This is a genomic window from Nonomuraea rubra, assembly GCF_014207985.1.
In the GTDB taxonomy this organism is placed as follows: Bacteria; Actinomycetota; Actinomycetes; order Streptosporangiales; family Streptosporangiaceae; genus Nonomuraea; species Nonomuraea rubra.
Genome location: NZ_JACHMI010000001.1, coordinates 10,030,697 through 10,057,145, shown reverse-complemented (window position 1 = coordinate 10,057,145; position 26,449 = coordinate 10,030,697). Strand labels below are relative to the sequence as shown.

The following is a 26,449-nucleotide window of genomic DNA, read 5'->3' as shown; positions in this document are numbered from 1 at the left end:
GCGCTGGACCAGGCGCGTGCCGGGAGGCCGGCGAGACGCGCCCGGTCGAGGCGGGGCCTAGGCGGTGAGGAGTTCGACGGCGGCCTGGGCGTTGGCGCGGGCGGCGCCGTACGTGGCGATGTAGGCGGCGCTGTCCGGCTGCCACACCGGCAGGCCCATCTCGATCACCGTCGTGTCGGGGCGGGCCGACACCAGCGCCGAGACCAGGTCCCGGCTCTCGTGGTGGCGGTGCGCGTCCTTGACGACCACGACCAGCGAGCGGCCGTCGGCCTTGGCCAGCAGGCCGGGGACGTCGGCGGCGGCGGGCTTGACGCGCAGGATCTCGGCGTCGGGCAGCCAGGGGCCGACGCCCCACGGCACGTCGCCCACGGCGATGGTCGGCGGGGTGTCCACCTCGATCACCAGGGGTTCGACGAGCGGGGTGGCCGCGCCGGTGAGGCGGACGGCACGACGGGCGGCATGCAGCCCGACCACGTTCTGCTCGGCGCCGTTCTGCTCGGCGCCGTTCTGGCCGGCCGCGGCGGGCACCGCGCGCTCGGGCCCGGCGGCCCAGGAGCGCAGCGCGGCGACCCGCGCCGCCGCCTCCTCCAGCCTGGACTCGGGCAGCCTGCCCTCCCGCACGGCGGAGACGATCTCGGCGATGATGGCCTGCACGTCGTCGTACGTCGGCAGCGGCCCCAGGCACAGCAGGTCGGAACCGGCCGCGAGGGTGAGCACGGCGCCCCCGGCCAGGCCCACGCTCTTGGTGATCGCGTGCATGTCGAGCGCGTCGGTGACGACCACGCCGTCGTAACCGAGCTCGCCCCTGAGGAGCCCGGTCAGCGCGGCGCCGGACAGCGTGGCGGGCGTGCTGCCCGTCACCGCCGGCACCGCCACGTGCGCGGTCATCACCGACTTGGCCCCCGCGCCGATCGCGGCGCGGAACGGCGCCAGCTCGCGCTCCCGCAGCACGTCCAGGCCGACGTCCACGACGGGGACGGCCAGGTGCGAGTCGACGCGGGTGGCGCCGTGGCCGGGGAAGTGCTTGACGCAGGCGGCCACGTTCACCGACTGGAGGCCCTCGACGGCGGCGACCGTGTGCCTGGCCACCAGCTCCGGCACGGTGCCGAACGACCTGGTGCCGATCACCGGGTTGTCGGCCTCGGTGTTGACGTCGGCGCTCGGCGCCATGTCCAGGTTGATGCCGCAGGCGGCCAGCTCGGACCCGATGGCCCGGTAGACCCGGCGGGTGAGCTCCACGTCGTCCACGGCCCCCAGCGCCGCGTTCCCCGGGTACGGGCTGCCGACGTGGTAGGCCAGCCGCGTCACGTCACCGCCCTCCTCGTCGAGCGAGATGACGGGTTCACCGGCTCCCCTCAGCGCGCTGGTCAGGCCGAGCACCTGGCCGGGGTCGGCCACGTTGAAGCCGAAGAGCGTCACGCCGCCGAGGCCGTGCTCCAGCTCGCGCAGCACCCAGCCGGGCGCCGTGGTGCCCTGGAAGGCGACGAGCAGCGTGCCGGCCGCGAGTCGGCGCAGCCCCCGATCACTCTGACTCATGGCTCCTCATCCGTATCAAGGCAGGGTCGGGTACGGTGCCGGCGGCACCGTACGGATATCTCTGGATAGGTCAGCCCTTTACGGCGCCCGCCGTCAGCCCCTGGACCATGCGGCGTTGCACGAAAAGGAAGAAGACGACGACCGGGATCGTCATCAGGGTCGATCCGGCCATGATCGCGCCCCAGTCGACGCCCTCCTGGCCGAAGAAGAACTGCAGGGCGACCGGCATCGTGTACCCCTCGGAACCCGACATCAGGTAGAGGGCGAAGACCAGGTCGTTCCACGCGGTGATGAACGAGAAGATGCTCGTGGCCACCAGCCCCGGCGCGACCAGCGGGAACAGCACCTTCCAGAACGTCGTCAGCCGGCTGGCCCCGTCGATCCAGGCCGCCTCCTCCAGCGACTTGGGCACCGCGGCGACGAACGTCCGCAACATCCAGACGCCGAACGGCAGCGTCAGCGCGACCTGGGTGACGATCAGCCCGAGGAGCTGGTCGCCCAGCCCGACCCGCTTGACCATCATGTACAGCGGGATGAGCAGCCCCTCCGACGGCAGCATCTGCACGATGAGCAGCGTGATGAGGAAGGCGCCGCGGCCCTTGAACCGGAAGCGGGCGATGGCGGTGGCCGACAGCAGGGCGAAGGCCGAGCCGATGAGCACGGTGCCGAGCGCCACGACCGCGCTGTTGCGCATGTAGAGCCAGATGGAGTTGTTCGCCACGCCCTCGGTCAGCACCCGCTCGAAGTGCTCGAACGTGAAGTGCGTCGGGAACGGGATGAACTCCGTGGTGAAGATCTGGTCGTTCTCCTTGAAGCCCGTCGAGACCATCCAGTAGACGGGGAAGGTCGCGAACAGGAAGACCAGCAGGCCGGCGGCGTTCAGCGCGACCTTGCCGAGCCTCTTGCGGGCGATCGGGCTCACATCTCCTCCTGCTTCACGATCTGCCTGACGTAGAACACGGTGATGATCAGCAGGATGATCGTCAGGACGATGGAGATCGCCGCGCCGGTGCCCAGCTTCTGCGGGGGCCGGAACGCCTCGGCGACGGCGTACATGGACAGGTTGAAGCCGTCACGGTTCGTGGGGCCGTTCATGAGCACGTAGAGCTGGCTGAACACCTTGAAGTCCCAGATGATCGACAGCATCGTGAGAACGGCGAAGACCGGCCGGAGCATGGGCAGGGTGATCTTCCTGAACGTGTGCCAGGCCCCCGACCCGTCCACCTTGGCCGCCTCGTACAGCTCGGCGGGGATGCCCTTGAGCCCGGCCAGCACGGAGACCGCGATGAACGGGAAGCCGGCCCACACCACGCAGATGACCAGCGCGATGTAGAGGGGCAGGGTGTCGTTGAGCCACGGGGTGCCGCTCCAGCTCGTCTGGCCGTCCGGCGGGGCGGCCAGCCAGTCGGGCAGCAGGTTCAGCGCCCAGTTGACGATGCCGGCCTCCGCGTCGAACAGGGAGCGCCAGATGACGCCCTGCGCGACGGGCGGCACGGCCCAGGCGAACATGCAGCCGATGACCACGAACAGCGACATCTTCCTGCCCAGCCGGTGCAGCAGCACGCCGACCGCGGTGCCGAGGATCAGCGTGAGGCTGACGCCGAAGAAGGCGAAGGCCAGGCTGTTGCGCAGGGCCGACCAGAAGATGTCGTTGGACAGGACCTTCTCGAAGTTCTCCAGGCCGACCCACTCGGCGGGCCTGGTCCCCCTGACCTGCGCCAGCCCGACCTTCTGGAACGACATGATGCCGAGCTGGACCATCGGGTAGAGCAGCAGGCCGGCGATGACCAGCAGTCCGGGGACGAGCAGAAGGTACGGGATGCTCCAGGCCGGCATCCCGCTGGCGCGCACGCGCCCGGCGTCCTTGCGCCGGTGCCCCGGGGAGGGGGAGGAACCCCTGCCCCGGGTGACCGTTGTCGTGTTCGCCATCGTTACTGGTTCAGGATCTCTTCGAGTTCCTTGTTGGCGTCAGCGAGGGCGGTGGTGGTGTCCTTCTTGCCCTCGATGACGGCACGAGCGGCGTTCTGCAGCACCGCCTTGGTCGCGTCGGCCTCGGACCAGTTGGGGTCGGCGGGGAACGCCTTGGCCTTGGCGAACGCCTGCGCGAACGCGCCCTGCGCCGGGTCCTCGTTCATCGCCTGGAGGGTGTCGGGGTAGACAGGGAGCAGGCCGCCCTCCTTGGCGTACCGGTCGGCCCAGGTCTTGCTGGTGGCCAGCTTGATGTACTCCTTGCCCAGCTCCGCCTGCTGGGTGGTGCCCCACAGCGCGATGTCGTTGCCGCCGAAGAAGGAGGGCGCCACGCCGCCGGTCTTGGCGGGCAGCGGGAAGAAGCCGATCTTGTCGCCCTTCAGCTTGCCCTTGGACTCCTCCTCGATGCCCGACAGGTCCCAGGCGGCGGTGAGGTACATCGCGACCTTGTCGTTGGCGAAGCGGGTGCGGATGTGGGTGGTGTCGTGCGTCAGGTTCGCCTTGTTGGACAGGCCGGTGGTGACCAGGCCGGTGTAGGTCTCGAAGCCCTTCTGGAAGCCGGGCTCGGTGAGCTTGCCGACCCACTTGTCGCCCTCCTTGACGGCGTACTCGCCGCCCTCGGACCAGGCGAAGGCCGCCAGCAGGTGGTTGGCGTCCGAGCCGCCGTTGAAGGCGAAGCCGTCCACGCCCTTCTTCTCGGCCTGGATCTTCTTGGCCGCGGCGACGAGGTCGTCCCAGGTCTGCGGGACCTCGATCTTGAGGTCCTCGAACCAGTCCTTGCGGTAGAGCACCGCGCGGGCCCCCGCGCCCCACGGCACGGCGTAGATCTCGTTGTCCACGGTCTCGTAGCCGTAGAGGTTCTGGGGGATCTGGGACCGGTCGCCCTCGCGGGCGATGTCGGTGATCGGCGTCAGCGCGTCCTGGCTCTGCCACATCGGGACCTGGTCGTTGCCGATCTCGGTCACGTCGGGGCCGGTGCCGGTCGCGGCGGCGGCGAACTTGTCGGCCACCTGGGGCCACGGGATCCACTCCAGCTTGACCTGCGCACCGGTCTGCTTGGTGAACTCGGCGTTGAGCTCCTCCATGTACGTGGCCGCGGCCGGGTTGCTGTTCCCGAGCCGCCAGACGCTCAGCGTCTTGCCGGCGAACTTGGGGCCGGAGGCGGCGGCGCTGGGTGAGGACGAGGGGGGTTGCTCAGCGGAGCCACCGGAGCCACAGGCGGCCAGGCCCAGGGCCAGCGCGGCCGTGGTGACCGTAGCGGCTGTGATCTTCGCGATCCTCACAGGGTTCTCCCTTCCCGGGTGCTGGCCTACGGTCCGCACCAGGCTGATCGTCAAATCCGAACGATGCTGGTAAACTAACAAGAAACTTTCTTAAAAGAAACGCCCGTTAGCCGATCGTGACGAGAAGGGTGCGCCGATGAGCCGAGACCCGGGAACCCCCCGGTTGCTGCGCCGGTTGAACGACCGCGCCGCGCTCGAACTGCTCCTCGGAGACGGTCCTCTCACCCGTGCCGAGCTCGGTGAGCGGACCGGGCTCTCCAAGGTAACCGCAGGTCAGCTCCTCGCGCGCCTGGAGGAACGGGGGCTCGTGGAGGTCGCGGGCGAGCGGGCGGGAGGCAGGGGGCCGCACGCCGCCCTGTACGCCGTGGTCCCGTCGAGCGCGTACGTCGCCGGCCTGGAGGTCCTGCCCGACAGCCTCACCGTCGGTGTGGCGGACATCACAGGCAGAGTCGTGGTCGAGATCACGGTCAACCCCTCCGACGCGCGCGATCCGGTCAAGGCGGTGCACGCCGCCGTGCAGCGGGCGTGCGACGCCGCCAGTGTCAGCCTGTCGCAACTGCGGGCGTTCGTCATCGGCACGAGAGGCGTGGTCGACCCGGCCACCGGCGACGTGCGCATCTCGGTGGACCTGCCGGCCTGGCACGTCGGCGTGCTGGCCAGCCTGCGCGAGACGCTCGGCGCCTCGGTGACCATCGAGAACGACGTCAACCTGGTCGCCCTGGCCGAGCACCGGCACGGCGCCGCCGTCGGCCACGACGACTTCGTGGTCATCTGGGCGGGCGTCGGCCAGGGCCTCGGCGTCATGCTCGGCGGCAGGCTGCACCGGGGCATCACCGGCGGCGCCGGCGAGATCGGCTGGCTGCCCGTCCCGGGCGAGCCGCTGCCCACCGACGTCACCCGGCCGCAGACGGGCTCGTTCCAGCGCCTGGTGGGCCACGACGCGCTGCGCGGGCTCGCCGACGAGCGCGGCGTGAGCGGCCACACGGTGCCCGACCTGGTACGCGGCGGCGACGAGGCGTACCTGGACGCCGTGGCGGCCCGGCTGGCCCTGGGCGCGGCGGCCGTCACGGTCGTGCTCGACCCCGGCCTCATCGTGCTGAGCGGCGACATCGGCCGGGCTGGCGGCGAGCGGCTGGCGGCCAAGGTGCAGGAGGCCGTGGCCAGGGTGTGCCCGAGCCGCCCGACCGTCGTCACGACCAGGGTCGCGGGCAACCCGGTGCTGCGCGGCGCCCTGGTGGCCGCCCTGGAACAGGCCCGGGAGCAGGTCTTCTCCGACACTGTGTGAGAATTCTTGCCCATGTGGCAGTCCCCGAACGAGGTCGTGCTGATCTCGGACCCCCGCGTGACCTCGATCCCGGCGAAGGAGAGCGGCGAACCGCTCGCGGACGTGCGCGGGCGGCTGCGCGTGGACCGGCGCATGGCCGACGAGCAGGGCGCCTACGCACACCTGCGCGCCGGCGTGCTGCGGCGCCTGGAGCACGCGGAGAGCCTGTTGCCCGACGGCTACCACCTGCTGATCGTCGAGGGGTACCGCCCCGTCGCCACCCAGCGCCGCATCTTCGACGAGTACCGCGCCACGCTCACCGGGCTGACGGCCGAGGAGTCGTACGTCGCGGCCAGCCGCTACGTCTCCCCGGTCGAGGTGGCCCCGCACACCGCAGGCGCCGCCGTGGACCTGACCCTGTGCGCCCCCGACGGCACCGAGTACGACATGGGCACCGAGGTCAACGACAACCCGGAGCAGAGCTCCGGCGCCTGCTACACCGCCGCCCCGAACATCTCCGACGACGCCCGCGCCCACCGCAAGCTGCTCGCCGCCGCGCTGGAGCCCGCCGGCCTGGTCAACTACCCCACCGAGTGGTGGCACTGGTCGTACGGCGACCGTTACTGGGCGATGACCACCCGCGCCGCGCACGCACTCTACGGCCCCGTGGAGTTCACCCTCTGACAACCGGGTTTTCCCGGGGGTGAGGTAGGGGCACAACTCCCTACGGAGGGTTGGACTCCCCAGCGAGGTGTGGGCATGGTTCCGCTCATCGGGATCGAGGAGGAGTACCTCATCGTCGATCCCCGCACCCGCCACGTGGCTCCCCGGGCGGCCGAGGTTCTGGCCGCCGCGACGGACATGCTCGACGTGGTACAAGAAATCACCCGATTCCAGGTGGAGGCCCGTACGCCGCCCTCCGCCGACCTGAGCGAGCTCGGCTCGCAACTGCGCGCGGCCCGCAAGGAGGTGGCGGGCGCCGCCCGCTCGTGCGGCCTGGCCGTCGTCGCCAGCGGCATCCCCGTGCTCGGCAACGTCATGCCGCCGCCGCTCACCGACGACGACCGCTACCACCAGGGCCGCACGCTCTACCGCGCGCTGCAGGACGAGATCAGCATCTGCGCCCTGCACGTGCACGTGGACGTGCCCGACGCCGAGCACGCCGTCTACGTGGGCAACCACCTGCGGCCCTGGTTACCGACGCTGATCGCGCTGGCCGCCAACTCGCCGTTCTTCGTGGGCCGCGACACCGGGTACGCCTCCTGGAGGGTGATCAGCTGGGGGCGGTGGCCGGTCTCCGGCGCGCCCCCGTTCTTCCCGTCGTTCGGGGCGTACGAGCTGGCCCTGCGGGCGCTGGCGGAGTCGGGCGCGCTGCTCGACGCCAAGACCGTCTACTGGGACACGCGCCCGTCGTCCCGCCTGCCCACCGTGGAGATCAGGGTGGCCGACGTGCCGCTCGACGTGGCCGACAGCCTCACCCTGATCGGGCTCATCCGCGGGCTGGTGGTCACCGCGCTGGCCGCCGTCGCGCGCGGCGACCGCGGCCTGCCCGTGCCCGCCGAGGTGCTGCGCGCCGCCTACTGGCGGGCCGCCCGCGACGGGCTGCAGGGCGACAGCCTCGACGTACGGCACGGCACCCTCGTGCCCGCCGCGGTGCTGGCCGGGCGCCTCCTGGAGCACGTACGCCCGGCGCTGGCCGAGGCCGGCGACCTGACGTTCATCCAGGAGGGCCTCGACCGGCTGCTGCGCAAGGGGTCGGGGGCCACGCGGCAGCGGCGGGCGTACGCGAGGGGGAACGCCCTCGAAGAGGTGGTGGACGACCTCATCGAGGCCACCGTCGCCTAGTGCAGGGCCAGCGCGACGGCCACCCCCAGGCCGAACGCGACGACCACGCCCCTGAGCACCTTGGCGGGCATCAGCCTGGCCAGCCGCGTGCCGAGGAACCCGCCTGCCAGGCTGGCCGGCGCGATCACCGCCGCGGCCCGCCACTCCACGGGCCCGAACAGGGAGAACGCGACGACCGAGACCGAGCTGACGACCAGCGAGAGCACGGCCCGCACGGCGTTGACGCGATGCAGGTTGTCGTGCAGGAACAGGCCGAGCACGGTCAGCAGCACCACGCCCATGCCGCCGTTGAAGTAGGCGCCGTAGCACCCGCCGGCGAACACCCCGGCGTACACCATGGGGCTGGTCCGCTCATCGGCCTCCCCGCCGATGAGCTTGCGCAGCCACGGCTGCGCGAGCAGGGCGAGGCTGGCGAAGGCCACCAGCCACGGCACCATCGACTCGAACAGCTTGCCCGGAGTGAGCAGCAGCAGCGAGCTGCCCACGCAGGCCCCCAGCACCGCGGTGATCGACAGCAGCGTGGCCCTGCGCCGCTGCCCCTTCAGCTCGGCCCGGTAGCCGAGCACACCCCCCAGATAGCCGGGCCACAACGCCACCGCGTTCGTGACGGTGGCGGTCAGGCCCGGGTAACCCAGCGCCAGGAGGGCGGGGAACGAGATGAGCGTCCCCCCGCCCGCCAGGGCGTTCACCACACCGGCCAGCAGGCCGGCACCGAGCAGGAAGAGCAGGTCGGTCATCGGCCGGCAGCGTAGCCCTGGGCGCCACGCGGGTTGGCGGCGGCCTTGAGGAAGGCGCCGTCACGGGCGACCGCGCTCAGCCGGCCGAGCGACCACGAGTCCTGTACCTCGACCTCGTGCCCGCGCCGCCGCAGCTCCGCGATGACGCCCGCGTCCACCCGGTCCTCGACGTGCATGACGCCGGGGCGGGAGCCGCGCGGGAAGAACGAGCTGGGGAAGTGCTCGGAGTGGAACATGGGGGCGTCGATGGCCTCCTGGAGGTTCAGCCTGCCGTGGACGACCGCGAGGAAGAAGTTCAGGCTCCACTGGTCCTGCTGGTCGCCGCCCGGGGTGCCGAACGCCAGCCACGGCTTGCCGTCCCTGAGCGCGAACGACGGCGACAGCGTCGTACGCGGGCGCGCGCTGGGCCGCAGCGCGGTGGCCACGCCCTCCTGCAGCCAGAACATCTGGGCCCGGGTGCCCAGGCAGAAACCCAGGCTCGGGATGGTGGGGGAGCTCTGCAGCCAGCCGCCGCTGGGGGTGGCCGACACCATGTTGCCGAAGCGGTCCACGACGTCCACGTGGCAGGTGTCGCCCTTGACCATGCCGTCGCGGGAGACCGTGGGCTCGCCGACGCCCTTTCCGACTGTCGGCTCGCCGACCCCCTGCGGCTTGCGGGCGCCGGAGAGGCCGGGCGCGTCGCTGGCCGTGCCCGGGTCGGGGAAGACGGGCAGCCGGGGGGCCCGGCCGCCGGGAGCGCCCGGCCGCAGCTCCAGGCTCGCCCGGTCGCCGATCAGCCGCCGCCGCTCGGCGTTGTAGGCCGGGCTGAGCAGGTCGGCCATGGGCACGTCGGTGTCGCCGTACCAGGCCTCGCGGTCGGCGAAGGCCAGCTTGGCGGCCTCCGTCACCGTGTGCAGGTAGTCGGCGCCGAGGAAGTCCATGCCGTCCAGGTCGAAGCCGTCGAGCAGGGCGAGCTGCTGCAGGAACGCCGGGCCCTGGCCCCACGGCCCGGTCTTGGCCACGGTGTAGCCCCGGTAGTCGTAGGTCAGCGGCTCCTCCACCGAGGCCGACCAGCCCGCCAGGTCGTCGCCCGTGAGCAGGCCGCCGTGCACCTCGCCCGAGCTGTCGCGCCAGGCCGTCGTCGCGCTGAACTCGGCGATCGCCTCGGCCACGAAGCCCTCGTACCAGGCCTTCCTGGCGGCGGCGAGCTGCCCCTCGCGGGTGCTCGACGCGGCCTCGGCCTCGGCGACCACCCGGCGGTAGGTGGCGGCCAGCACGGGGTTGGCCAGCTTCGAGCCGGGTTTCGGAACGTTCCCATCCGGCAGCCAGGTGGCCGCCGACGTCGGCCAGTCCTGCCTGAACAGCTCCTCGACCGAGCCGATCGTGGCCGAGATGCGCTCCAGCACCGGCACGCCGTGCTCGGCGTAGTGGATCGCCGGCGCCAGCACGTCGGCCAGCGACCAGGTGCCCCAGCGCTCCAGCATCAGAATCCAGCCGCCGAACGCTCCCGGCACGGTCGCCGCGAGCAGCCCGGTGCCGGGCACGACGTCCAGGCCCAGCTCGGCGAAGCGCTCGATGGTGGCCGCGGCGGGGGCCACGCCCTGACCGCACACGACCGACACCTTCTGCTCGGCCTCGCTCCACAACAGGATCGGCACCTCGCCGCCGGGGCCGTTCAGGTGCGGCTCGGCGACCTGCAGCACGAACCCGGCCGCCACCGCGGCGTCGAACGCGTTGCCGCCGCGCTCCAGGACGCCCATGCCGGTGGCGGAGGCCAGCCAGTGCGTGCTGGCGACCATGCCGAAGTCGCCCGACAGCTCGGGCCTGGTGGTGAACAAGTTTTCTCCTTACTTGGCCGCGTCGGGGACGCGGTCCGCCGTTACCAGGTGGCACGCGGCGGGGTGACCGCTGCCACGCGGGTCGTTCAAAAGAGGCTCGGAGGTGCGGCACTCGTCGTAGGCGAGCGGGCACCGCGTGTGGAAGCGGCAGCCGGGCGGCGGGTCGATCGTGCTCGGCACGTCGCCGCCGAGCACGATCCTGCGCCGCTCCCGCTGCCTGGCCGGGTCCGCCACCGGCGCCGCCGACAGCAGGGCCTGCGTGTACGGGTGCCGCGGCCCCGCGAAGATCTCGGCCGTCGGCCCGGACTCCACGATCCTGCCCAGGTACATGACGGCGATCCGGTCGGCCAGGAACTCCACGACCGACAGGTCATGGGTGATGAACAGGCACGAGAACCCCATGTCCCGCTGCAGGTCGGTGATCAGGTTGAGCACCGACGCCTGCACGGACACGTCCAGGGCCGACACCGGCTCGTCCGCCACGACCAGCTTGGGCTCCAGGATCAGCGCCCTGGCCAGCCCCACCCGCTGCCGCTGCCCGCCGGACAGCTCGTGCGGGAACCGCTTGCGCATCTCCTGGCGCAGCCCGACCTTCTCCAGCATCGCCGCCACCCGGTTCGCGACCTCGCGCCGGTCGGTGACCTTGTGCCGCAGCAGCGGCTCGGCCACGATCCGCTCGATCGTGAAGCGCGGGTTGAGCGAGGAGAACGGGTCCTGGAAGACCATGTGCACGTCCCTGCGCAGCGGGCGCATGGCCCGGCGCGACAGGTGGGTGATGTCCTTGCCGCCCAGCTCGATCGAGCCCGCGGTCGGCTCGGTCAGGCGCAGCACGCACTTGCCGACCGTGGACTTGCCGCTGCCCGACTCGCCGACCAGGCCGAGCACCTCGCCCTCGCCGATCTCCAGCGACAGGCCGTCCACGGCCCGCACGGGGCCGTAGTGCTTGACCAGGTTGTCGATCCGCAGGATCACGACTGACCTCCGGGGTGGAAGCAGGCCGCCAGGTGGTCTTCGGCCTGGCGTTCGAGCAGGGGCCTGGACGCCCGGCAGTCCGCCTGGGCGAACCGGCAGCGGTCGTGGAAGGCGCACTCGTCCGGGTCCGACAGCGGCGAGGGCACCATGCCGGGGATCTCCGCCAGGCGGCCGTTCACGGCGGCGGAGGGCAGGGCCTTCATCAGGCCCAGCGTGTACGGGTGCCGCGGGTTCGCGAACAGCTCGGCCACCGGGGCCTGCTCGACGGCGCGGCCCGCGTACATGACCATGGCCCTGTCGGCGATGTCGGCCACCACGCCCAGATCGTGCGTGATCAGGATGATCGCGGTGCCGAGCCGGTCGCGCAGGTCGCGGAAGACGTCCAGCACGCCCGCCTGGATCGTCACGTCGAGCGCCGTGGTGGGCTCGTCGGCGATCAGCACCCGCGGCGAGCAGGCCACGGCGATGGCGATCATCACGCGCTGCCGCATGCCGCCGGAGAGCTGGTGCGGGTACTCCTTCATCCGGCGCACCGGCGCCGGGATGCCGACCAGCTCCAGCAGCTCGACGGCCCGCTTGGCGGCGGCCTGCCGCGACAGCTTCTCGTGCCGGCGCAGCACCTCGGTGATCTGGTACCCGACCGTGAACGACGGGTTCAGCGAGGTCATCGGCTCCTGGAAGACGACCGAGACGGTCTTGCCGCGTACCTGCCGCATCTCCGGCTCGGGCAGCGTGGTCAGCTCGCGGCCGTCCAGCTTGATCGAGCCGGACAGCCGCGTCGTGTCGGGCGGCAGCAGCCGGGGGATGGACATCGCGGTGACCGACTTGCCGCAGCCCGACTCCCCGCACAGCGCGAGGATCTCGCCCTCGTCCAGGGTGAGCGAGATGTTCCTGACCGCCTGGACGTGGCCGTCCTCGGTGTCGAAGCCGACCTTGAGGTCGGTGATCTCCAGCAGGCTCATCGGTGGCTCCTCGGGTCCAGTACGTCGCGCAGCCCGTCGCCCAGCAGGTTGAAGCCGAGCGTGGCCAGGGCGATCATCAGCCCGGGCCAGATGGCCAGCCACGGCGCGTCGCTCAGGTACTGCTGCGCGGTCGTCAGCATCACGCCCCACGACGGCGTCGGCGGCTGCACGCCCAGACCCAGGAACGACAGCGTGGACTCGCCGATGATCGCCGCCGGGATCGCCACCGTGGCCTGCACGATGAGCGGGCTGGCGCAGTTCGGCAGCACGTAGCGGAAGATGATGTGCCCGTCGCCCGCGCCGTCGGCGATGGCCGCGGCCACGTAGTCCATCTCCCTGACCGCCAGCACCTCGCCGCGGGTGATCCGGATGATCGCCGGGAGCTGGGAGAAGCCCAGCGCCAGCACGACGCCCTTCAATGAGGGCCCGATGATCGCCGCCAGGCCGACCGCGAACACCAGGAACGGGAACGCCAGCGTCACGTCCACCAGCCGCATCACGATCGGGTCCAGCCAGCGCCGGTAGAAGCCGGCGACCAGCCCGATCGGGATGCCGACCACCATCGCCAGCAGCGTGGACAGCACGCCCGCCTGCAACGACACCTGGGCGCCGTGCGCGATCCTGGCGAAGGCGTCCCGGCCCAGGTCGTCGGTGCCCATCGGGTGCGCGCCCGACGGGGGAGCCAGCGTCGCCAGGTAGTCCTGTGCCGCGGGGTCGCCGGTCACCAGCGGGCCGATCAGGGCCAGCAGGACGAACGCGACCACCAGCACCAGGCCCGCCATCGGCATCGGCCGGCGCCTGAAACGTCGCCAGTGCCTAGTCACGGGCGCCTCCCGACAGCCGGATCCGGGGGTTGAGGAAGGCGTAGGCGATGTCGACCAGCAGGTTCACCAGCACGTAGCCGATGACCGTGACCAGCACGACCGCCTGGATGACGGGATAGTTCCTGGTCAGCACCGCGTCCACGGTGAGCTTGCCGAAGCCGGGGATGACGAAGATCTGCTCGGTCACCACGGCGCCGCTGATGAGCGCGCCGAGCTGCAGGCCGAGCACGGTCACCACGGTCGTCAGGCTGTTGCGCAGCGCGTGCGCGCCCACCACCTTGGCCTCGGACAGGCCCTTGGACCTGGCCGTCCTGACGTAGTCGGCCGACAGCGCGCCCAGCATGGCCGAGCGGGTCTGCCGCATCAGGATCGCCGCGAAGCCGGTGCCGAGCACCAGGGCCGGCAGGATCATGCGCTGCAGGTTCGCGGCCGGGTCCTCGGTGAACGGGACGTACCCGGAGGCCGGCAGCACGCGCCAGGTGACGGCGAACAGCAGGATGCCGAGCAGGCCCAGCCAGAAGTGCGGCACCGACAGCCCGGCCAGGCCGAAGCCGGTGGCCACGTAGTCGGCGAACCTGCCGCGGCGGACGGCGGCCACGATGCCCGCCCCCACGCCGACGACGATCGCGACCAGCATGGCCAGCAGCGACAGCTCCAGCGTCACCGGCAGCCGCTCGGCCAGGATGTCGGCCACGGGGATCTGGTCCTGGGTCGAGCGGCCGAAGTTGCCGGTGAGGGTCTGGCCGACGTAGTCCACGTACTGCGCGGGCAGCGGCTTGTCCAGGCCGAACTCCTTGCGGATGGCCTCGATCGCGGCCGGCGAGGCCTCCTGGCCGGCCATGACCGAGGCCGGGTCACCGGGCAGCGCCCGGATCCCCAGGAAGATCAGGACGCTGGACAGGAACAGCACGAGCACGGCCGATCCGCAGCGCCGGAGGATGAACCAGAGCATCAGGCGGCGAACCCGGCGGTGACGTAGCGGGGCAGGCCGTCCTTGAAGTACTGGACACCGGCGACGGTCTTGTGCATGCCGAGGTAGTACAGGTTGTGGTACAGGTACACCACGCCACGCAGCTCGGCGGCCTTCTTCATGGCGCTGCCGTACAGCTCGGCCCGCTTGGCGGTGTCCGTCTCGGCGGCGGCCTGCTTGATCGGGTCGTCGATGCCGGGGTCGGACATGCCCGCGTAGTTGTTGCTGCCCTGGGTGGTGACCAGGTTCGTGAGGTTGCCGTCCGGGTCGACGCGGCCGGACCAGCCGCTCAGCAGGACGTCGAACTTGCCTGCCTTGCCCTGCTCCAGCACGCTGACGAACTCGGCCGTCTGCACGCTCACGTTGAAGCCGGCCTCCTTGGTCATCGACTGGATGACCTGCGCCAGGCGCTGGTTGACGGCGTCGTTCGGGGTGGCGAGGGTGACCGCGATCGGCGTCGGCACGCCGGACGCCTGCACGAGCTGCTTGGCCTTGGCCAGGTCACGCTTGGGGCAGGTCAGGTCCTTCGGCCGGTACGGGCTGTCCAGCGGGACGGGGTAGCAGTCGACCTCGTGCAGCCCGTTGTAGACGGCCTTGTTGATGGCGTCGCGGTCCAGCGCCAGCTCGAACGCCTCGCGCAGCTCGGGGCTCTTGCCCAGCGGCGTGTCGATCGGGCCGGGCTTCTCGGTCGAGCCGCTGGCGTTGCCGATGTTGATCTGGAAGCCGTAGTAGCCGAGGCCGCCGCCGGACACGACGGTCAGGTTCGGGTCGGACTGCACGCCCGCGACCGTGTTCGTGGCGAGCTGGTCGGCAACCTGCACGTCGCCGGACTTGAGGTTGGCGGCCCGCACGTTGGGGTCGACGATGATTTTGTATACGAGCTTGTCGAGCTTGACCTTGGCGGCGTCGTAGTACTCGGCCGACTTCTCCAGCACGATCTGGCTGCCGGAGGTGCGGCTGGCGAACTTGAACGGCCCGACGCAGACCGGGCCGGCACCGAAGTTGTCGCCCTCGGACTCCAGCGCCTTCGGCGACATGATCATGCCGGCGCGGTCGGCGAGCTGCGCGGTCAGCGGCGTGAACGGCTGCGTCAGCGTGAGCTTGATCGTCGCGGGGTCGACCACCTCCACCTTGGTCACGGCGGCCAGGTCGGCCTGCCGCGCCGACTTCTCCCAGGTGCGGTGCCGGTCCAGCGACTTCTTGACCGCCTCGGCGTCGAGCGGGGTGCCGTCGTTGAACTTGACGCCTTCGCGCAGCTTGATCGTCACTTCCCTGCCGCCGTCCGACAGCTCGGGCATGGCCGCGGCGAGCTGCGGGATCAGGGTGGAGGAGGCGTCGATGTCGTAGAGCTTCTCGCACATGTTCGCGAACACCTCGCGGCCCACGAGCGTGGTCGAGATGCTCGGGTCCAGGGCGTCGGGGTCGGCGTTGAGCGCGATGTTGAGCGTGCCGCCGGCCTTGACCGGCCGGTGGTCGGCCGAGGCGCTGGCTATGGAACTCGGTGCCGCGGGCGTGCTGCTCGTTCCGCCTCCACCACAGGCCGCCAGGGCGAGGGGGAGAGTGACGAGCGCCGCGACGACCTTGGGGGACGGTCGCATGATGCCTCCGTTGAAACGTTTAGGAGACTGTATACAAGATGCCACATTTCAGCGGTGTTTCATCACCCTATGTTGTTACCTGAGCGTTTCCTAATCGTTTGGGTGTTTTGTCCTGCGGCCGACGGCCTCCAGGAACGACCGCCGGGCGGCGGCCACGTGTGCGATGGCTCTGGCCTGCGCTTCGTCCTCGTCGCCCGCCGCGATCGCCTCGCACAGGCTCAGGTGCTCGGTCCAGGAGTGCGGCCCGCGCGCGGCGGCGGTCTGGCTGAAGATCCACTGCGCCCGCTGGAGCATGGGCTTCATCATCAGCGCCAGGTACGAGTTCCCCGTCGCCTCGCCCACGGCCAGGTGGAAGGACGTGTTCAGATCGGCCACCTCCTCCAGCCGCCCCGCCTCGACCGCCTCCCTCGCCTGGTCCAGCAGCCGGCGCAGCCGATCGGCCGTGGCGGGGGAGCGCTTGCGCGCGGCCAGCCGCGCCGCCAGCCCTTCGATGGCCATGCGCACGTCGAAGAGCTCCTCGCCCTCCTCGGCCGACAGCCGGGCCACCGTGGCGCCCAGGCGGGGGACGACCTGGATGAATCCCTCGGCGGCCAGCACCCGGATGGACTCGCGTACGGGGTTGCGCGAGACGCCGAGCGCGGCGGCCAGCCGGTCCTCGACCAGGCGTTCACCCTGGGCGAGCTCGCCGGAGAGAATGCGGCGGCGCAGCTCCTTGGTGACCTCGTCACGCAAGGTCTGATGGGCCCCGCCCAGCGTCATATCAGTCATAGGGGGATTTATCGTATACAAGATGTTAGGGATGCCGCGCCGGATACCAGTCGGTGTCCGTAACTTCTCTCGCGACCTCCCAGAGCCGGTCGAACTCCGCCACGAAGTACCGGCACCACTGATGATCGCGGCGGTTGGAGAGCGTGAAGCCCGGCGTGGGCCCCGGCGAACGATGACCGCCCAGCTCGACGTGGACCAGGCCGTCCTCGTCACCGGCATCCAGCGCGAACATCATGAACGCTGGCACGAACGGCAGCAGCCTGACCTCCAGCCGCTCCCTGACGGGCAGGTCCCGCAGCAGGTACAGCGTGGATCTGACGCGGTGCTCGAACACGTCGGGCTGGTCCGGGATCGTCGACCGCCTGGCGGCCTCCTCCGGCACGGGGCCCGCGGGATCGATCAGCAGCACCTTGACCGACGCTCCCCGCTCCAGCGCCTTGCGCAGATCGTTCACGTAGGAGCGCATCGTGCGGTTGAGCGTCACCCCGGCGAAGCGGAGGTCGAGGCTGCGGCTGATGCGCGCGTCGAACTCCTTGGTGTCGCCGGACAGGAAGTCACCGCCGGGCATCCCCGCCTCCAGCAGGCGGCTCAGCTCGGCGACCCGCTTCTCGAGGTCGGCGACCTGGTGGCGGGGGCCCAGCGCGTTCACCGCCACCAGTGCCAGCGTGGCCAGCGTGGCGGCGCCCACGACCTTCGCGTCCACGAGGTCGAAGACGCCGAGCACGCCGACCACCAGGGCGATCGCCGCCGTCAGGTAGATCTCGAGGTTCTTGCCGGTGGCGAGGTCCGCGCGTAATCGCGCCAGTGGTCGCATACCGCGGTTCCTACCCCGCGGCGGCCCTCTTCGCCCGCAACCACAACCACAGGGCGGTGCCGTACATGGCCAGGCCGAGCAGGACGAACCCGATCGCCACCGGCCAGCGCAGGCCGGGCGGCATGTGCGTGGCCAGGAACCACGACTGCCGGAGCTGCCCGTTCGACAGGAAGACCATGGCCACGATGCCCTGCGGCACCAGCGGGATCGCGCCGAGCGACGAGCAGATGATCACGATCAGCCGCTGTGTCCGCGTCATGTTGTCGGGCAGCTTGAACGTCTCCGACGCCTTGGCGCCGCTGTCGGGCCGGCGGCCCGTACGCATGAGGTGCAGCAGCTCCGGCCCCTGGGCCGTCAGCCGCCGCTCCGCCAGCAGGCCGAACCCCCACCAGCACAGTGCCCCGGACAGCAGCCCGGCCGGCACGCCCCACCAGCCGAAGAACACCGCCACCGCCACGGCCGGCGCCGCCGTGAGCGCCACCAGGAGCAGCATCAGGTACGCCATGCCGGTGGCCGAGCCGTCGTCCTCGCTCGTACGCAGCGGGTTGCCGCCCCGGTTCTTCGGGTCGATGCCCGGGATCAGCCCGACCACCGACACCAGCGGCACCAGCCCCACAGCCCCGCCGATCAGCGCGAACGTGGCCGCCATGACCAGCGGCCACGGGCCGCCCACGATCGCCGTGCAGGCCACCGCCAGCACCAGCCCGACCGGCCCCACCGCCGCCAGCCAGGCGAGCTGCCTGCCCCGCACGTCGGAGGCGCCCGGGGTCATGAGCGTCAGCCAGTGGGCGGTGCCGTCGGTGCCGTACGCGTTGGCGGTCATCGCCGCCGCCATCATGATGAACAGCGGCCCGGCCAGCGGCAACATCTCCGCGATGCCCAGCACCAGCGGCACGGCCGCGAACGCCACGCCATACGTGAAGGCGAAGGCGAGCTGGTGGTTGCGCACCAGGTCCCGCGTCCACGACCGCAGCTCCTTGGCCACCACGGCGCCGTGCGGGGTGGCGGCCCGCATCGGCCTGCGGCCCCGCGTCGAGGGCCGGCTCCGGCCGGCCCGCCTGGTCAGCAGCGCCGCCCACGCCGCCAGCAGCAGCACGACCAGCACCGCCATCGCGGCCAGCGCCAGGTACTCACCCTGTACGGCCAGCAGCCCCCACCCGGACGGCAGGTACCGGACGACCTCCGGGACCTGCCCGCCCTGGCCGAAGGCCACCATGAACACCCAGATCTGCCCCAGGAAGGCGAGGATCACCCCGTTGACCACCCCGGCGCCGATCGCCCCGATCCTGGAGCCCAGCGCGAGCCCCATCAGCGCCACGGTCACCTTCGACAGCAGCACGAACACGGCCAGCTGCAACACCATCGCCGGCACGGCCACGAGCGCCCCGGCGACGCCCTCGCGTACGCCCGCGACCACCAGCCCCGCCAGCGCGAGCAGGCTGACCGCGGGGGCCACACCCACGAACGCCGCCACCAGCAGCCCTGCCGCCATGCGCTGCGGCCGCAGGCCGAGCAGCGAGAAGAACTCCGGCCGCAGCGTCTCGTCACCCCCGCCTGAGAACACCGGGCCGATGATCCAGCCGAGCAGCCACACGGAGTACGCGGCGGCCAGCCAGTCGCCGTCCAGGAACGCCAGCACGATCGTGCCGCCCGCCAGCAGGACGCCGACACTGCCGGCGGAGGCCATCATGCCGCCCTGCTGGCCCTGGGTCGAGTGGCGCAGGATCGACAGCTTCATCCTGGCCATGGTGAGCGCTACAGCCATGACAGCCCCCTGGCGGCGGTGGAGCCGGCGCCGACCAGCTCGACGAACCGGTCCTCCAGCGTCGCCGTCCCGCGCACCTCGTCCAGCGGGCCCGCCGCGGCCACCCGGCCCTTGTCGATCACGCCCACGTGGTCGCAGAGCTGCTCCACCAGCGCCATCACGTGGCTGGACAGCACGATCGAGCCGCCGCCCGCCACGAAACCGCGCAGGATCTGCTTGATCGTCGCCGCCGACACCGGGTCCACCGCCTCGAACGGCTCGTCCAGCACCAGCAGCCTGGGCGCGTGGAGCAGCGCCGTGGCCAGGCCGATCTTCTTGCGCATGCCGGTGGAGTACTCGATGACCAGCGTCTTCTCCGCCGCGTCCAGCTCCAGCACCGACAGCAGCTCCTCGGCCCGCTCGGCCACCACCTCCTTGCTCAGCCCGCGCAGCAGGCCGAGGTAGGTCAGCACCTCGCGGCCGGTGAGCCGCTCGGGCATGGCCATCCCGTCGGGCAGCACGCCGACGAGCTGCTTGGCCCTGGCGGGGTCGGCCCACGCGTCCGCGCCGAAGATGCGCGCGGTGCCCGCGTCGGGGCGCAGCAGGCCCACCGCCATGGACAGCGTGGTCGTCTTGCCGGCGCCGTTCTGCCCGACCAGGCCGTAGAACGAGCCCTGGGGAACGCTCAGGTCGACGTGGTCGACGGCGACGTTCTCACCGAAGGCCTTGGTGAGGCCCTTGATCTCTAATGCGGGCGCCGTCATGGCTGTCTCCTGGTGGCGAGGGTGAAGGTGGTGACCAGCTCGCGGGCGAGCAGGTCGAGGTCGAAGGCGGGGTCCTTGAGCAGCCGGCCGGGCACGGCGTCGATGGCGCCCCTGATGGCGATGGCCATGCTGCGCAGGTCGAAGTCGCGGAACTCGCCGGAGCGCTGCCCCCAGTCGAGCAGCTTCTCCAGGTCGGTGATGGCCACGTCGGCCTGGTGGTCGTACGGGCCGGCGCGGCTGCCCTCCCCGACCGCGTGCGTGACGATCTGCACCAGCGCCAGGAGGGGCTTGCGATGCAGCCGCATGAACTCGAGGTTGCTCTCGATGTAGGCGCGCAGGCCCTCCATGGCGGTGGTCTGGGCCAGGATGCGCGGGATCATCAGGTCGGTGGCCAGCTTGGCCACCTCCGCGACCACGGCCTCGATGAGCTGGTCCTTGCCGCCGAAGTGGTACGAGATGACGCCGGTGCTGATCCTGGCTCGCTGGGCGATCCTGGCCAGGGTCGTGTGGGGGTAGCCGTGCTCGGCGAGCACGTCGATCGCGCACTCGATGATCTGGGCCCGGCGCGCCTCTTCAATGAACGTTCGACTTTCTGGCGTCACGCTCAGGATTTTAAACGGTCATTCAAATTTTGGGGAGACCGGGGGCCGGCCTCATGCCGGAAGGGTCGTTCAGGCGCGCAGGCGCAGCCCTCGCGGCGTCGGGTGGAAGCCGGCCGCCTCCAGGGCCGCCGCCAGCGGCGAGTCGACGATGGCGGTGCCGTCGGCCCGCTCCACGGTCAGCTTGCCCAGCGCCCCGTCACGTACGGCCAGGGCCAGCGCGTCGACCGCCGGCTGCAGCCGGTCGCCGTCGTGGAACGACAGCAGCGTCTTGCCGCCGCGCTCGACGTACAGCACCAGGTGGCCGTCCACGAGCACGACCAGCGAACCGGCCTTCCTGCCGGGCTTGTGCCCGACGTCGCCGGGGTGCTGCGGCCAGGGCAGCGCGGCGCCGTACGGGCTGGCCGGGTCGGCGGCGGCCAGCACCACGGCCCGCCGCCCCTCACCACCGCTTCCCGGGGACCCGATCGCGGGCGCCATGGCCCGCATGCGGTCCACCGCCCCGGGCAGCGCGAACTGCGCGCCGCCCAGCCCCTCGACGAAGTACCCCCTGCGGCACCGCCCGCTCTCCTCGTAGGCCCGCAGCACCTGGTAGATCGGCGTGAACCCGCCGGGCAGCCGCTCCGACGTCACCGCCCCGCGCGTCACCACGCCGTGCCGCTCCAGCAGCACCTCGGCCTGCGCGTTCGCCCGCTGGGTCGCGTCGGGGGCGGCCGGCGGCAGCAGCCACCACCGGCCCGCCACCGTCGGCGGGCCGCTCCTGCTCGGCAGCACCGCCCTGCGCCGCCGCGTCGTCGCGGGCCGGTGGGCGGGCCGCCCGGTGCCGAGCGTGGCCCGCAGCGGGGCGAGCGTGTCGCCCGAGACCCGCCCGGACCACACCAGGTCCCACAGCGCGGCCACCAGCGTGGTGTCGTCCTGTGCGGAGCCGAACTGGTCGGAGATGCCGCGGAAGAACAGCGCGCCGCCCCCGCCGAGCAGCTCCAGCACGCGCTCGTGCACCGGCGTCATCGTGATCTCGGCAGGTTCGGGCATCAGCAGCGGCGCCGTGTCGGCGAAGTACAGCGACACCCAGCCGTCGCCGCCGGGCAGCGAACCCTGCCCCACCCAGATGACGTCGCCCGCCGAGGTCAGCTCGTCGAGCAGGGCCGGATGGTAGCCGGGCACCCGCGAGGGCAGCACCAGCGTCTCCAGCGCCGACGCGGGCACGGCGGCCCCCTGGAGCTGCTCGATCGAGCGCACCAGCGCGTCCATCGCCTGCGCGGAGCCCCCCTTCGCCACCTTCTCCGAGCTGGTGACGCCGTGCCAGGCCGGCAGGAACAGCGCCAGGGTCTCCGGGGCGACCGGCTCGACCTCCTTGCGCAGCCTGGCCAGCGACCTGCGGCGCAGCATCCGCAACACGCCCGCGTCGCACCACTCCTCGCCCCGCCCGCCGGGCCGGAACTCACCGCTGACGACCCGCCCCGTCGCGGCCAGCCGCCGCAGCGCGTCGGTCACCACGGCCACCCCGAGCCCGAACCTGGCGGCGGCCGTGCCCGCGTGGAACGGGCCCCGTGTACGGGCGTGCCGCGCCACCAGGTCGGCCAGCGGATCGGCCACCGGCTCCAGGAACGCGTGCGGGATCCCGACCGGCAGTGGCACGCCCAGCGCGTCACGCATGCGCGCGGCGTCCTCGATGGCCGCCCACTGCTCCTCACCGGCGACCCGCACCCTGATCGCTCGCCGCGACCGTTCGAGCTCCTCCAGCCAGGCCGGATCACCGCCGCGCACACTCACGTCGGGCGCCAGCAGCGGCCCGTGCGAGCGCAGCAGGTCGGCGAGGTCCTCCAGGTCGCGCAGCGGCCGGTCGAGCCTGGCCAGCTCGCGCTCGCTGTCGGAGATCACGTCGGGGTCGAGCAGCTCGCGCAGGTCGGCCTGGCCGAGCAGCTCGGCCAGCAGCGTGGTGTCGAGCGCCAGGGCCTGCGCCCTCCGCTCGGCCAGCGGGGCGTCGCCCTCGTACATGAACGCGCCCACGTAGTGGAACAGCAGCGCCGCCGCGAACGGCGAGGCCTGCGACGTCTCCACCTCCACCACCCGCACCCTGCGCGCGGCGATGTCGCGCATGAGCTGGACCAGGCCCGGCACGTCGAAGACGTCCTGAAGGCACTCGCGCATCGTCTCGAGCACGATCGGGAACGAGGCGTACTGCGAGGCCACGCCGAGCAGGTGGGCCGCCCGCTGCCGCTGCTGCCACAGCGGGCTGCGCCGGCCCGGCGTGCGGCGCGGCAGCAGCAGCGCCCGGCCCGCGCACTCCCTGAACCGGGAGGCGAACATGGCCGACCCGCCCAGCTCCTCGGTGACGATCTGCTCGATCTCCTCGGCGTCGAAGGCCGCCACGTCGGTGGGCGGCTCGGCCAGCGTGTCGGGGATGCGCAGCACGATGCCGTCGTCGGAGTGCACCGCCTGCACGTCGATGCCGTAGCGCTCGCGCAGCCGCCGGCTGATCGCCAGCGCCCACGGCGCGTGCACCCGGGCGCCGTACGGGGAGTGGATGACCACGCGCCAGTCGCCCAGCTCGTCGTGGAAGCGCTCCACCAGCAGGGTGCGGTCGTCGGGGACGTAACCGGTCGCCTCGCGCTGCTCCTTCAGATAGGCCAGCAGGTTGCCCGAGGCGTACTCGTCCAGGCCCGCCTCCCGCATCCGGTCCGTCGAGCCCTGCTTGGCCTGCTCGCGCAGGAACTGCCCGATCGCCCGGCCCAGCTCGGCCGGCCGCCCCGGCGCGTCGCCGTGCCAGAACGGCAGCTTGCCCGGCTGCCCCGGCGCGGGCGAGACGAGCACCCGGTCGGCCGTGATGTCCTCGATCCGCCAGGAGGTCGCGCCCAGCACGAACACGTCGCCGACCCGCGACTCGTAGACCATCTCCTCGTCCAGCTCGCCCACCCTGGAGGCCCGCTCGCCCACCAGGAACACGCCGAACAGGCCCCGGTCGGGGATCGTGCCGCCGTTCGTCACCGCCAGCCGCTGCGCGCCGGGACGCCCCTGGAGGGTGCCGGTCACGCGGTCCCACACGATGCGCGGCCGCAGCTCGGCGAACTCCTCGCTCGGATAGCGCCCGGCCAGCATGTCGAGCGTGGCCTCCAGCGCGGTGCGCGGCAGCGTGGCGTAGGGGGCGGCCCGCCTGATCACGCTCTCCAGCTCGTCGACCGTCCACTCGTCGAGCGCGGTCATCGCCACGATCTGCTGGGCGAGCACGTCGAGCGGGTTACGCGGATAGCGCAGCTCCTCGATCAGACCGCTCTTCATCCGCTCCGCCACCACGGCGGTCTGCACCAGGTCGCCCCGGTACTTGGGGAAGATGACGCCCCTGGACACCGCGCCCACCTGGTGACCCGCCCGGCCGATGCGCTGCAGCCCGCTGGCCACGCTCGGCGGCGCCTCCACGCACGCCACCAGGTCGACCGCGCCCATGTCGATGCCCAGCTCCAGGCTGGAGGTGGCGACCACGGCAGGCAACCGGCCCGACTTGAGCGCCTCCTCGATCTGCGCCCGCTCCTCCTTGGAGACCGAGCCGTGGTGGGCGCGTACGATCTCCGTCACCACGCCCTTGCTCGCACCCGCCTGCGCCATCACCTCGGCGGGCATCGGCTTCGACGGCCCGGTCTCCCAGATGGACAGGTCGACGGTCTCGGTGCCCTGCTCCCGCTCGTAGGCCAGCTCGTTCAGCCGCGTGCACAGCCGCTCGGCCAGCCGCCGCGAGTTGGCGAAGACGATCGTGGAGCTGTGGGCCTCGATCAGGTCGAACAGCCGGTCCTCGACGTGGGGCCAGATCGACCGGTTGCCCGGCTCCGGCGCGAACTCCTCCTCCTGGGCGGCTCCCTGCGCGCGGCCCTCCATCTCCGTCATGTCCTCGACGGGGACGACGACCTCGACCTCGATCCGCTTGTCGGACGGCGGCTGCACCACCGTCGCCGGCCGCGCCCCGCCCAGGAACGCCGCCACCTCGCTCACCGGCCGCACGGTCGCCGACAGCCCCACCCGCTGCGCGGGCCGGTCGAGCAGCGCGTCGAGCCGCTCCAGGCTGAGCGCGAGATGGGCGCCGCGCTTGGTGCCCGCGACCGCGTGCACCTCGTCCACGATCACCGTCTCCACGCCGCGCAGCGCCTCCCGCGCCTGGCTGGTGAGCAGCAGGAACAGCGACTCAGGGGTGGTGATCAGGATGTCGGACGGCTTCGCGGCGAACCGCCTGCGGTCCTCGGCGGGGGTGTCGCCCGAGCGGATCGCCACCGAGATCTCGGGCACCGGCAGGCCCAGCCGCCGCGCCGTCTGCTTCAGCCCGGCCAGTGGCGCGCGCAGGTTGCGCTCGACGTCCACGGCCAGGGCCTTGAGCGGCGACACGTACAGGACCCTCGTGCCCTTGCGCTCCTTCGCCTGCTCCGGTGCGGCCTGCTCCGATGTGGTCTGCTCCGGTGCGGCCTGCCCTGGGGCGGCCTGTTCCGGGGCGGCGGCCAGCCGGTCGAGCGACCACAGGAACGCCGCCAGCGTCTTGCCCGAGCCCGTCGGCGCGACGACCAGCGTGTGGTCGCCCCGCGAGATCGACTCCCACGCCCCCTCCTGGGCGGCGGTGGGCGCGTGGAAGGCCCCGGCGAACCATTGCCTGGTCACCTGGCTGAACTGGGCTAGGGAGCTCACCTGCACATAGTGCCTCCCGCCACCGACAGAAAACGCATTTGGCGCGGTGGCGGGTGATTGAGCCGGCGCCCTGGCGGACATACAGCGACCGTGACCACCATCGATTACACGGCCATCGAAGCCCGCCGAGCGGAGATAAGGCAGCGCTACGTTTTACCGCACCGGCCGTCCAGCAGCGCGCGTGGTCTGCACCACATGGCGCTCATCTCGTCCGACGTGGAACGCACCATCAAGTTCTACCAGGAGCTCCTGGAGTTCCCGCTCACGGAGATCATCGAGAATCGCGACTACAAGGGGTCGAACCACTTCTTCTTCGACATCGGGAACGGGAACCTGCTCGCCTTCTTCGACTTCCCCGGCCTCGACCTCGGGCCGTACCAGGAAGTGCTCGGCGGGCTGCACCACATCGCGATCTCCGTCGACCCCGCCACGTGGGAGAGGCTGCGCGGGAAGCTGGAGATGGCCGGCGTGCCGCACCAGATAGAGAGCGGCGCCTCCATTTACTTCAAGGACCCCGACGGCGCCCGGCTGGAGCTGCTCGCCGACCATCTCGGTGAGATGTACGGCGCGCGCGTGCTGTGACCCGTGAGGTGACTAGCGCCGCGACGCCCTGCGCGTGCGCGGCTTGCCCGCACGCGGCTCCTGCCTGAGACCGGCGTGCCGCTCGGCACGCTCCTCCTTCTCCTTCCGTACGGCCAGCCGCAGCTCGAGCAGTAACCGGCGGCGCCTGGCCCTGTTGGCCTTCGTCTTGGCTGTCTTCGGGGGTGAAGACTTGGGGGTCTTTGGCATGGGGATGTCCTACCCACCCCTCGGGCGCTTCCATACTTGAGTTCATGCGCCTGACCGAGTTCTGGAGACGGATGAACGCTCACTTCGGTGAGATGTACGCGGAGTCGTGGGCCCGCGACTACGTCCTGGCCCCGCTCGGCGGCCGCACCGTCGTTCAGGCGCTGGCCGACGGCGAGAGCGCCAAGACGGTGTGGCGGGCGGTCTGCCAGGTGGAGGACGTCTCGCCCAAGCTGCGCTAGGCCGGCTGCCCCTGATCGAGCGCGTCACGCAGCGCCGTGGCCGCGCGCTCCGGCTCGGCCGCCGGGCACTGCCCGCCCGGCGACCACAGGAACTGCCAGCCGTGGTTCGACGGCGTGGCGAAGATGATCGTCTGGCGGCCCGTGCGCGGGTGCCACACCCACAACACCGGGTCCTCGCCGCCGACCATGCGGCTCACCAGGCCGTGGGCGGGTAGCAGCTCGGCGAGTGCCTCGAGATGGACGCGTCGTTCCCCGGTGTAGCCGCTCGCCACGTGCCGCCTCCAGTTGTCG

The 26,449-nt window shown here is 71.7% G+C and carries 24 protein-coding genes; 5 read left to right on the top strand and 19 right to left on the bottom strand.

Going from position 1 to position 26,449, the window contains the following annotated elements; genetic code table 11:
• Window positions 1-57: 57 nt before the first annotated feature.
• From HD593_RS45770 to HD593_RS45755, 4 genes are all read right to left on the bottom strand, one after another.
• Window positions 58-1,536: a glycoside hydrolase family 3 protein gene (locus tag HD593_RS45770; protein ID WP_185109175.1), complete on the bottom strand. Its 1,479-nt coding sequence runs from the start codon at window positions 1,534-1,536 to the stop codon at window positions 58-60.
• A gap of 70 nt (window positions 1,537-1,606) precedes the next feature.
• Window positions 1,607-2,458, bottom strand: a complete 852-nt coding sequence (locus tag HD593_RS45765; RefSeq protein WP_185109174.1) for a carbohydrate ABC transporter permease — start codon at window positions 2,456-2,458, stop codon at window positions 1,607-1,609.
• Window positions 2,455-3,465, bottom strand: a complete 1,011-nt coding sequence (locus HD593_RS45760; RefSeq protein ID WP_185109173.1) for a carbohydrate ABC transporter permease — start codon at window positions 3,463-3,465, stop codon at window positions 2,455-2,457. The genes HD593_RS45765 and HD593_RS45760 overlap by 4 nt, the downstream gene beginning before the upstream one ends.
• Before the next feature lie 2 nt (window positions 3,466-3,467).
• The gene (locus HD593_RS45755; protein ID WP_185109172.1) at window positions 3,468-4,787 is read right to left on the bottom strand and encodes an extracellular solute-binding protein; all 1,320 of its coding nucleotides are present in this window, start codon (window positions 4,785-4,787) and stop codon (window positions 3,468-3,470) included.
• 136 nt (window positions 4,788-4,923) lie between these two features.
• Between HD593_RS45755 and HD593_RS45750 the strand changes: the two genes are divergently transcribed.
• From HD593_RS45750 to HD593_RS45740, 3 genes are all read left to right on the top strand, one after another.
• Window positions 4,924-6,072, top strand: a complete 1,149-nt coding sequence (locus HD593_RS45750; protein WP_185109171.1) for an ROK family transcriptional regulator — start codon at window positions 4,924-4,926, stop codon at window positions 6,070-6,072.
• Window positions 6,073-6,084: 12 nt separating this feature from the next.
• The gene (locus HD593_RS45745; RefSeq protein ID WP_185109170.1) at window positions 6,085-6,735 is read left to right on the top strand and encodes a M15 family metallopeptidase; all 651 of its coding nucleotides are present in this window, start codon (window positions 6,085-6,087) and stop codon (window positions 6,733-6,735) included.
• Window positions 6,736-6,810: 75 nt separating this feature from the next.
• The gene (locus HD593_RS45740) at window positions 6,811-7,896 is read left to right on the top strand and encodes a carboxylate-amine ligase (protein ID WP_185109169.1); all 1,086 of its coding nucleotides are present in this window, start codon (window positions 6,811-6,813) and stop codon (window positions 7,894-7,896) included.
• Here the strand turns inward: HD593_RS45740 and HD593_RS45735 are convergent.
• The 13 genes from HD593_RS45735 to HD593_RS45675 form a co-directional block, all read right to left on the bottom strand.
• The gene (locus HD593_RS45735; protein WP_185109168.1) at window positions 7,893-8,633 is read right to left on the bottom strand and encodes a sulfite exporter TauE/SafE family protein; all 741 of its coding nucleotides are present in this window, start codon (window positions 8,631-8,633) and stop codon (window positions 7,893-7,895) included. The genes HD593_RS45740 and HD593_RS45735 overlap by 4 nt on opposite strands.
• Complete coding sequence (locus tag HD593_RS45730) at window positions 8,630-10,411, bottom strand: gamma-glutamyltransferase family protein (RefSeq protein ID WP_185112530.1); 1,782 nt, start codon at window positions 10,409-10,411, stop codon at window positions 8,630-8,632. The genes HD593_RS45735 and HD593_RS45730 overlap by 4 nt, the downstream gene beginning before the upstream one ends.
• 48 nt (window positions 10,412-10,459) lie before the next feature.
• The gene (locus tag HD593_RS62695) at window positions 10,460-11,422 is read right to left on the bottom strand and encodes an ABC transporter ATP-binding protein (RefSeq protein ID WP_312904202.1); all 963 of its coding nucleotides are present in this window, start codon (window positions 11,420-11,422) and stop codon (window positions 10,460-10,462) included.
• Window positions 11,419-12,384 carry an ABC transporter ATP-binding protein gene (locus tag HD593_RS62690; protein ID WP_185109167.1) on the bottom strand — a complete coding sequence of 322 codons (966 nt, stop codon included), beginning with the start codon at window positions 12,382-12,384 and terminating at the stop codon, window positions 11,419-11,421. Before HD593_RS62690 ends, HD593_RS62695 begins: the two co-directional genes overlap by 4 nt.
• Window positions 12,381-13,208: an ABC transporter permease gene (locus HD593_RS45715; protein ID WP_185109166.1), complete on the bottom strand. Its 828-nt coding sequence runs from the start codon at window positions 13,206-13,208 to the stop codon at window positions 12,381-12,383. Before HD593_RS45715 ends, HD593_RS62690 begins: the two co-directional genes overlap by 4 nt.
• On the bottom strand, window positions 13,201-14,160 hold the full coding sequence (locus tag HD593_RS45710; protein WP_185109165.1) for an ABC transporter permease: 960 nt from the start codon (window positions 14,158-14,160) through the stop codon (window positions 13,201-13,203). Before HD593_RS45710 ends, HD593_RS45715 begins: the two co-directional genes overlap by 8 nt.
• The gene (locus HD593_RS45705; protein WP_185109164.1) at window positions 14,160-15,776 is read right to left on the bottom strand and encodes an ABC transporter substrate-binding protein; all 1,617 of its coding nucleotides are present in this window, start codon (window positions 15,774-15,776) and stop codon (window positions 14,160-14,162) included. Before HD593_RS45705 ends, HD593_RS45710 begins: the two co-directional genes overlap by 1 nt.
• Before the next feature lie 90 nt (window positions 15,777-15,866).
• Window positions 15,867-16,544 (bottom strand): GntR family transcriptional regulator, encoded by a 678-nt coding sequence (locus HD593_RS45700; protein WP_185109163.1) that lies wholly within the window; start codon window positions 16,542-16,544, stop codon window positions 15,867-15,869.
• A 25-nt stretch (window positions 16,545-16,569) separates the two neighbouring features.
• Window positions 16,570-17,358 carry a hypothetical protein gene (locus HD593_RS45695; protein ID WP_185109162.1) on the bottom strand — a complete coding sequence of 263 codons (789 nt, stop codon included), beginning with the start codon at window positions 17,356-17,358 and terminating at the stop codon, window positions 16,570-16,572.
• A gap of 10 nt (window positions 17,359-17,368) precedes the next feature.
• Window positions 17,369-19,123, bottom strand: a complete 1,755-nt coding sequence (locus HD593_RS45690) for a hypothetical protein (protein ID WP_185109161.1) — start codon at window positions 19,121-19,123, stop codon at window positions 17,369-17,371.
• Entirely contained in the window at window positions 19,114-19,866 is a 753-nt protein-coding gene (locus tag HD593_RS45685) for an ABC transporter ATP-binding protein (protein ID WP_185109160.1), read from the bottom strand. Before HD593_RS45685 ends, HD593_RS45690 begins: the two co-directional genes overlap by 10 nt.
• Window positions 19,863-20,468, bottom strand: coding sequence for a TetR/AcrR family transcriptional regulator (locus tag HD593_RS45680; protein ID WP_185109159.1), 606 nt, complete (start codon window positions 20,466-20,468; stop codon window positions 19,863-19,865). The genes HD593_RS45685 and HD593_RS45680 overlap by 4 nt, the downstream gene beginning before the upstream one ends.
• Window positions 20,469-20,537: 69 nt before the next feature.
• Window positions 20,538-25,136 carry an ATP-dependent helicase gene (locus tag HD593_RS45675; protein ID WP_379478778.1) on the bottom strand — a complete coding sequence of 1,533 codons (4,599 nt, stop codon included), beginning with the start codon at window positions 25,134-25,136 and terminating at the stop codon, window positions 20,538-20,540.
• A gap of 189 nt (window positions 25,137-25,325) precedes the next feature.
• Here HD593_RS45675 and HD593_RS45670 point away from each other — a divergent pair, with 189 nt between their 5' ends.
• Complete coding sequence (locus HD593_RS45670) at window positions 25,326-25,712, top strand: VOC family protein (RefSeq protein ID WP_246547069.1); 387 nt, start codon at window positions 25,326-25,328, stop codon at window positions 25,710-25,712.
• A 12-nt stretch (window positions 25,713-25,724) separates the two neighbouring features.
• Here HD593_RS45670 and HD593_RS45665 read toward each other — a convergent pair whose 3' ends face one another.
• A complete protein-coding gene (locus HD593_RS45665; RefSeq protein WP_185109156.1) occupies window positions 25,725-25,919 on the bottom strand; it encodes a hypothetical protein in 195 nt (64 codons plus the stop codon).
• 44 nt (window positions 25,920-25,963) lie between these two features.
• On the opposite strand from HD593_RS45665, the gene HD593_RS45660 reads away from it, so the two are divergent.
• Window positions 25,964-26,158, top strand: coding sequence for a DUF3046 domain-containing protein (locus HD593_RS45660; RefSeq protein WP_148439320.1), 195 nt, complete (start codon window positions 25,964-25,966; stop codon window positions 26,156-26,158).
• Here the strand turns inward: HD593_RS45660 and HD593_RS45655 are convergent.
• Entirely contained in the window at window positions 26,155-26,430 is a 276-nt protein-coding gene (locus HD593_RS45655) for a hypothetical protein (protein WP_185109155.1), read from the bottom strand. The two genes, HD593_RS45660 and HD593_RS45655, sit on opposite strands and share 4 nt — an antisense overlap.
• Window positions 26,431-26,449 lie beyond the last annotated feature (19 nt).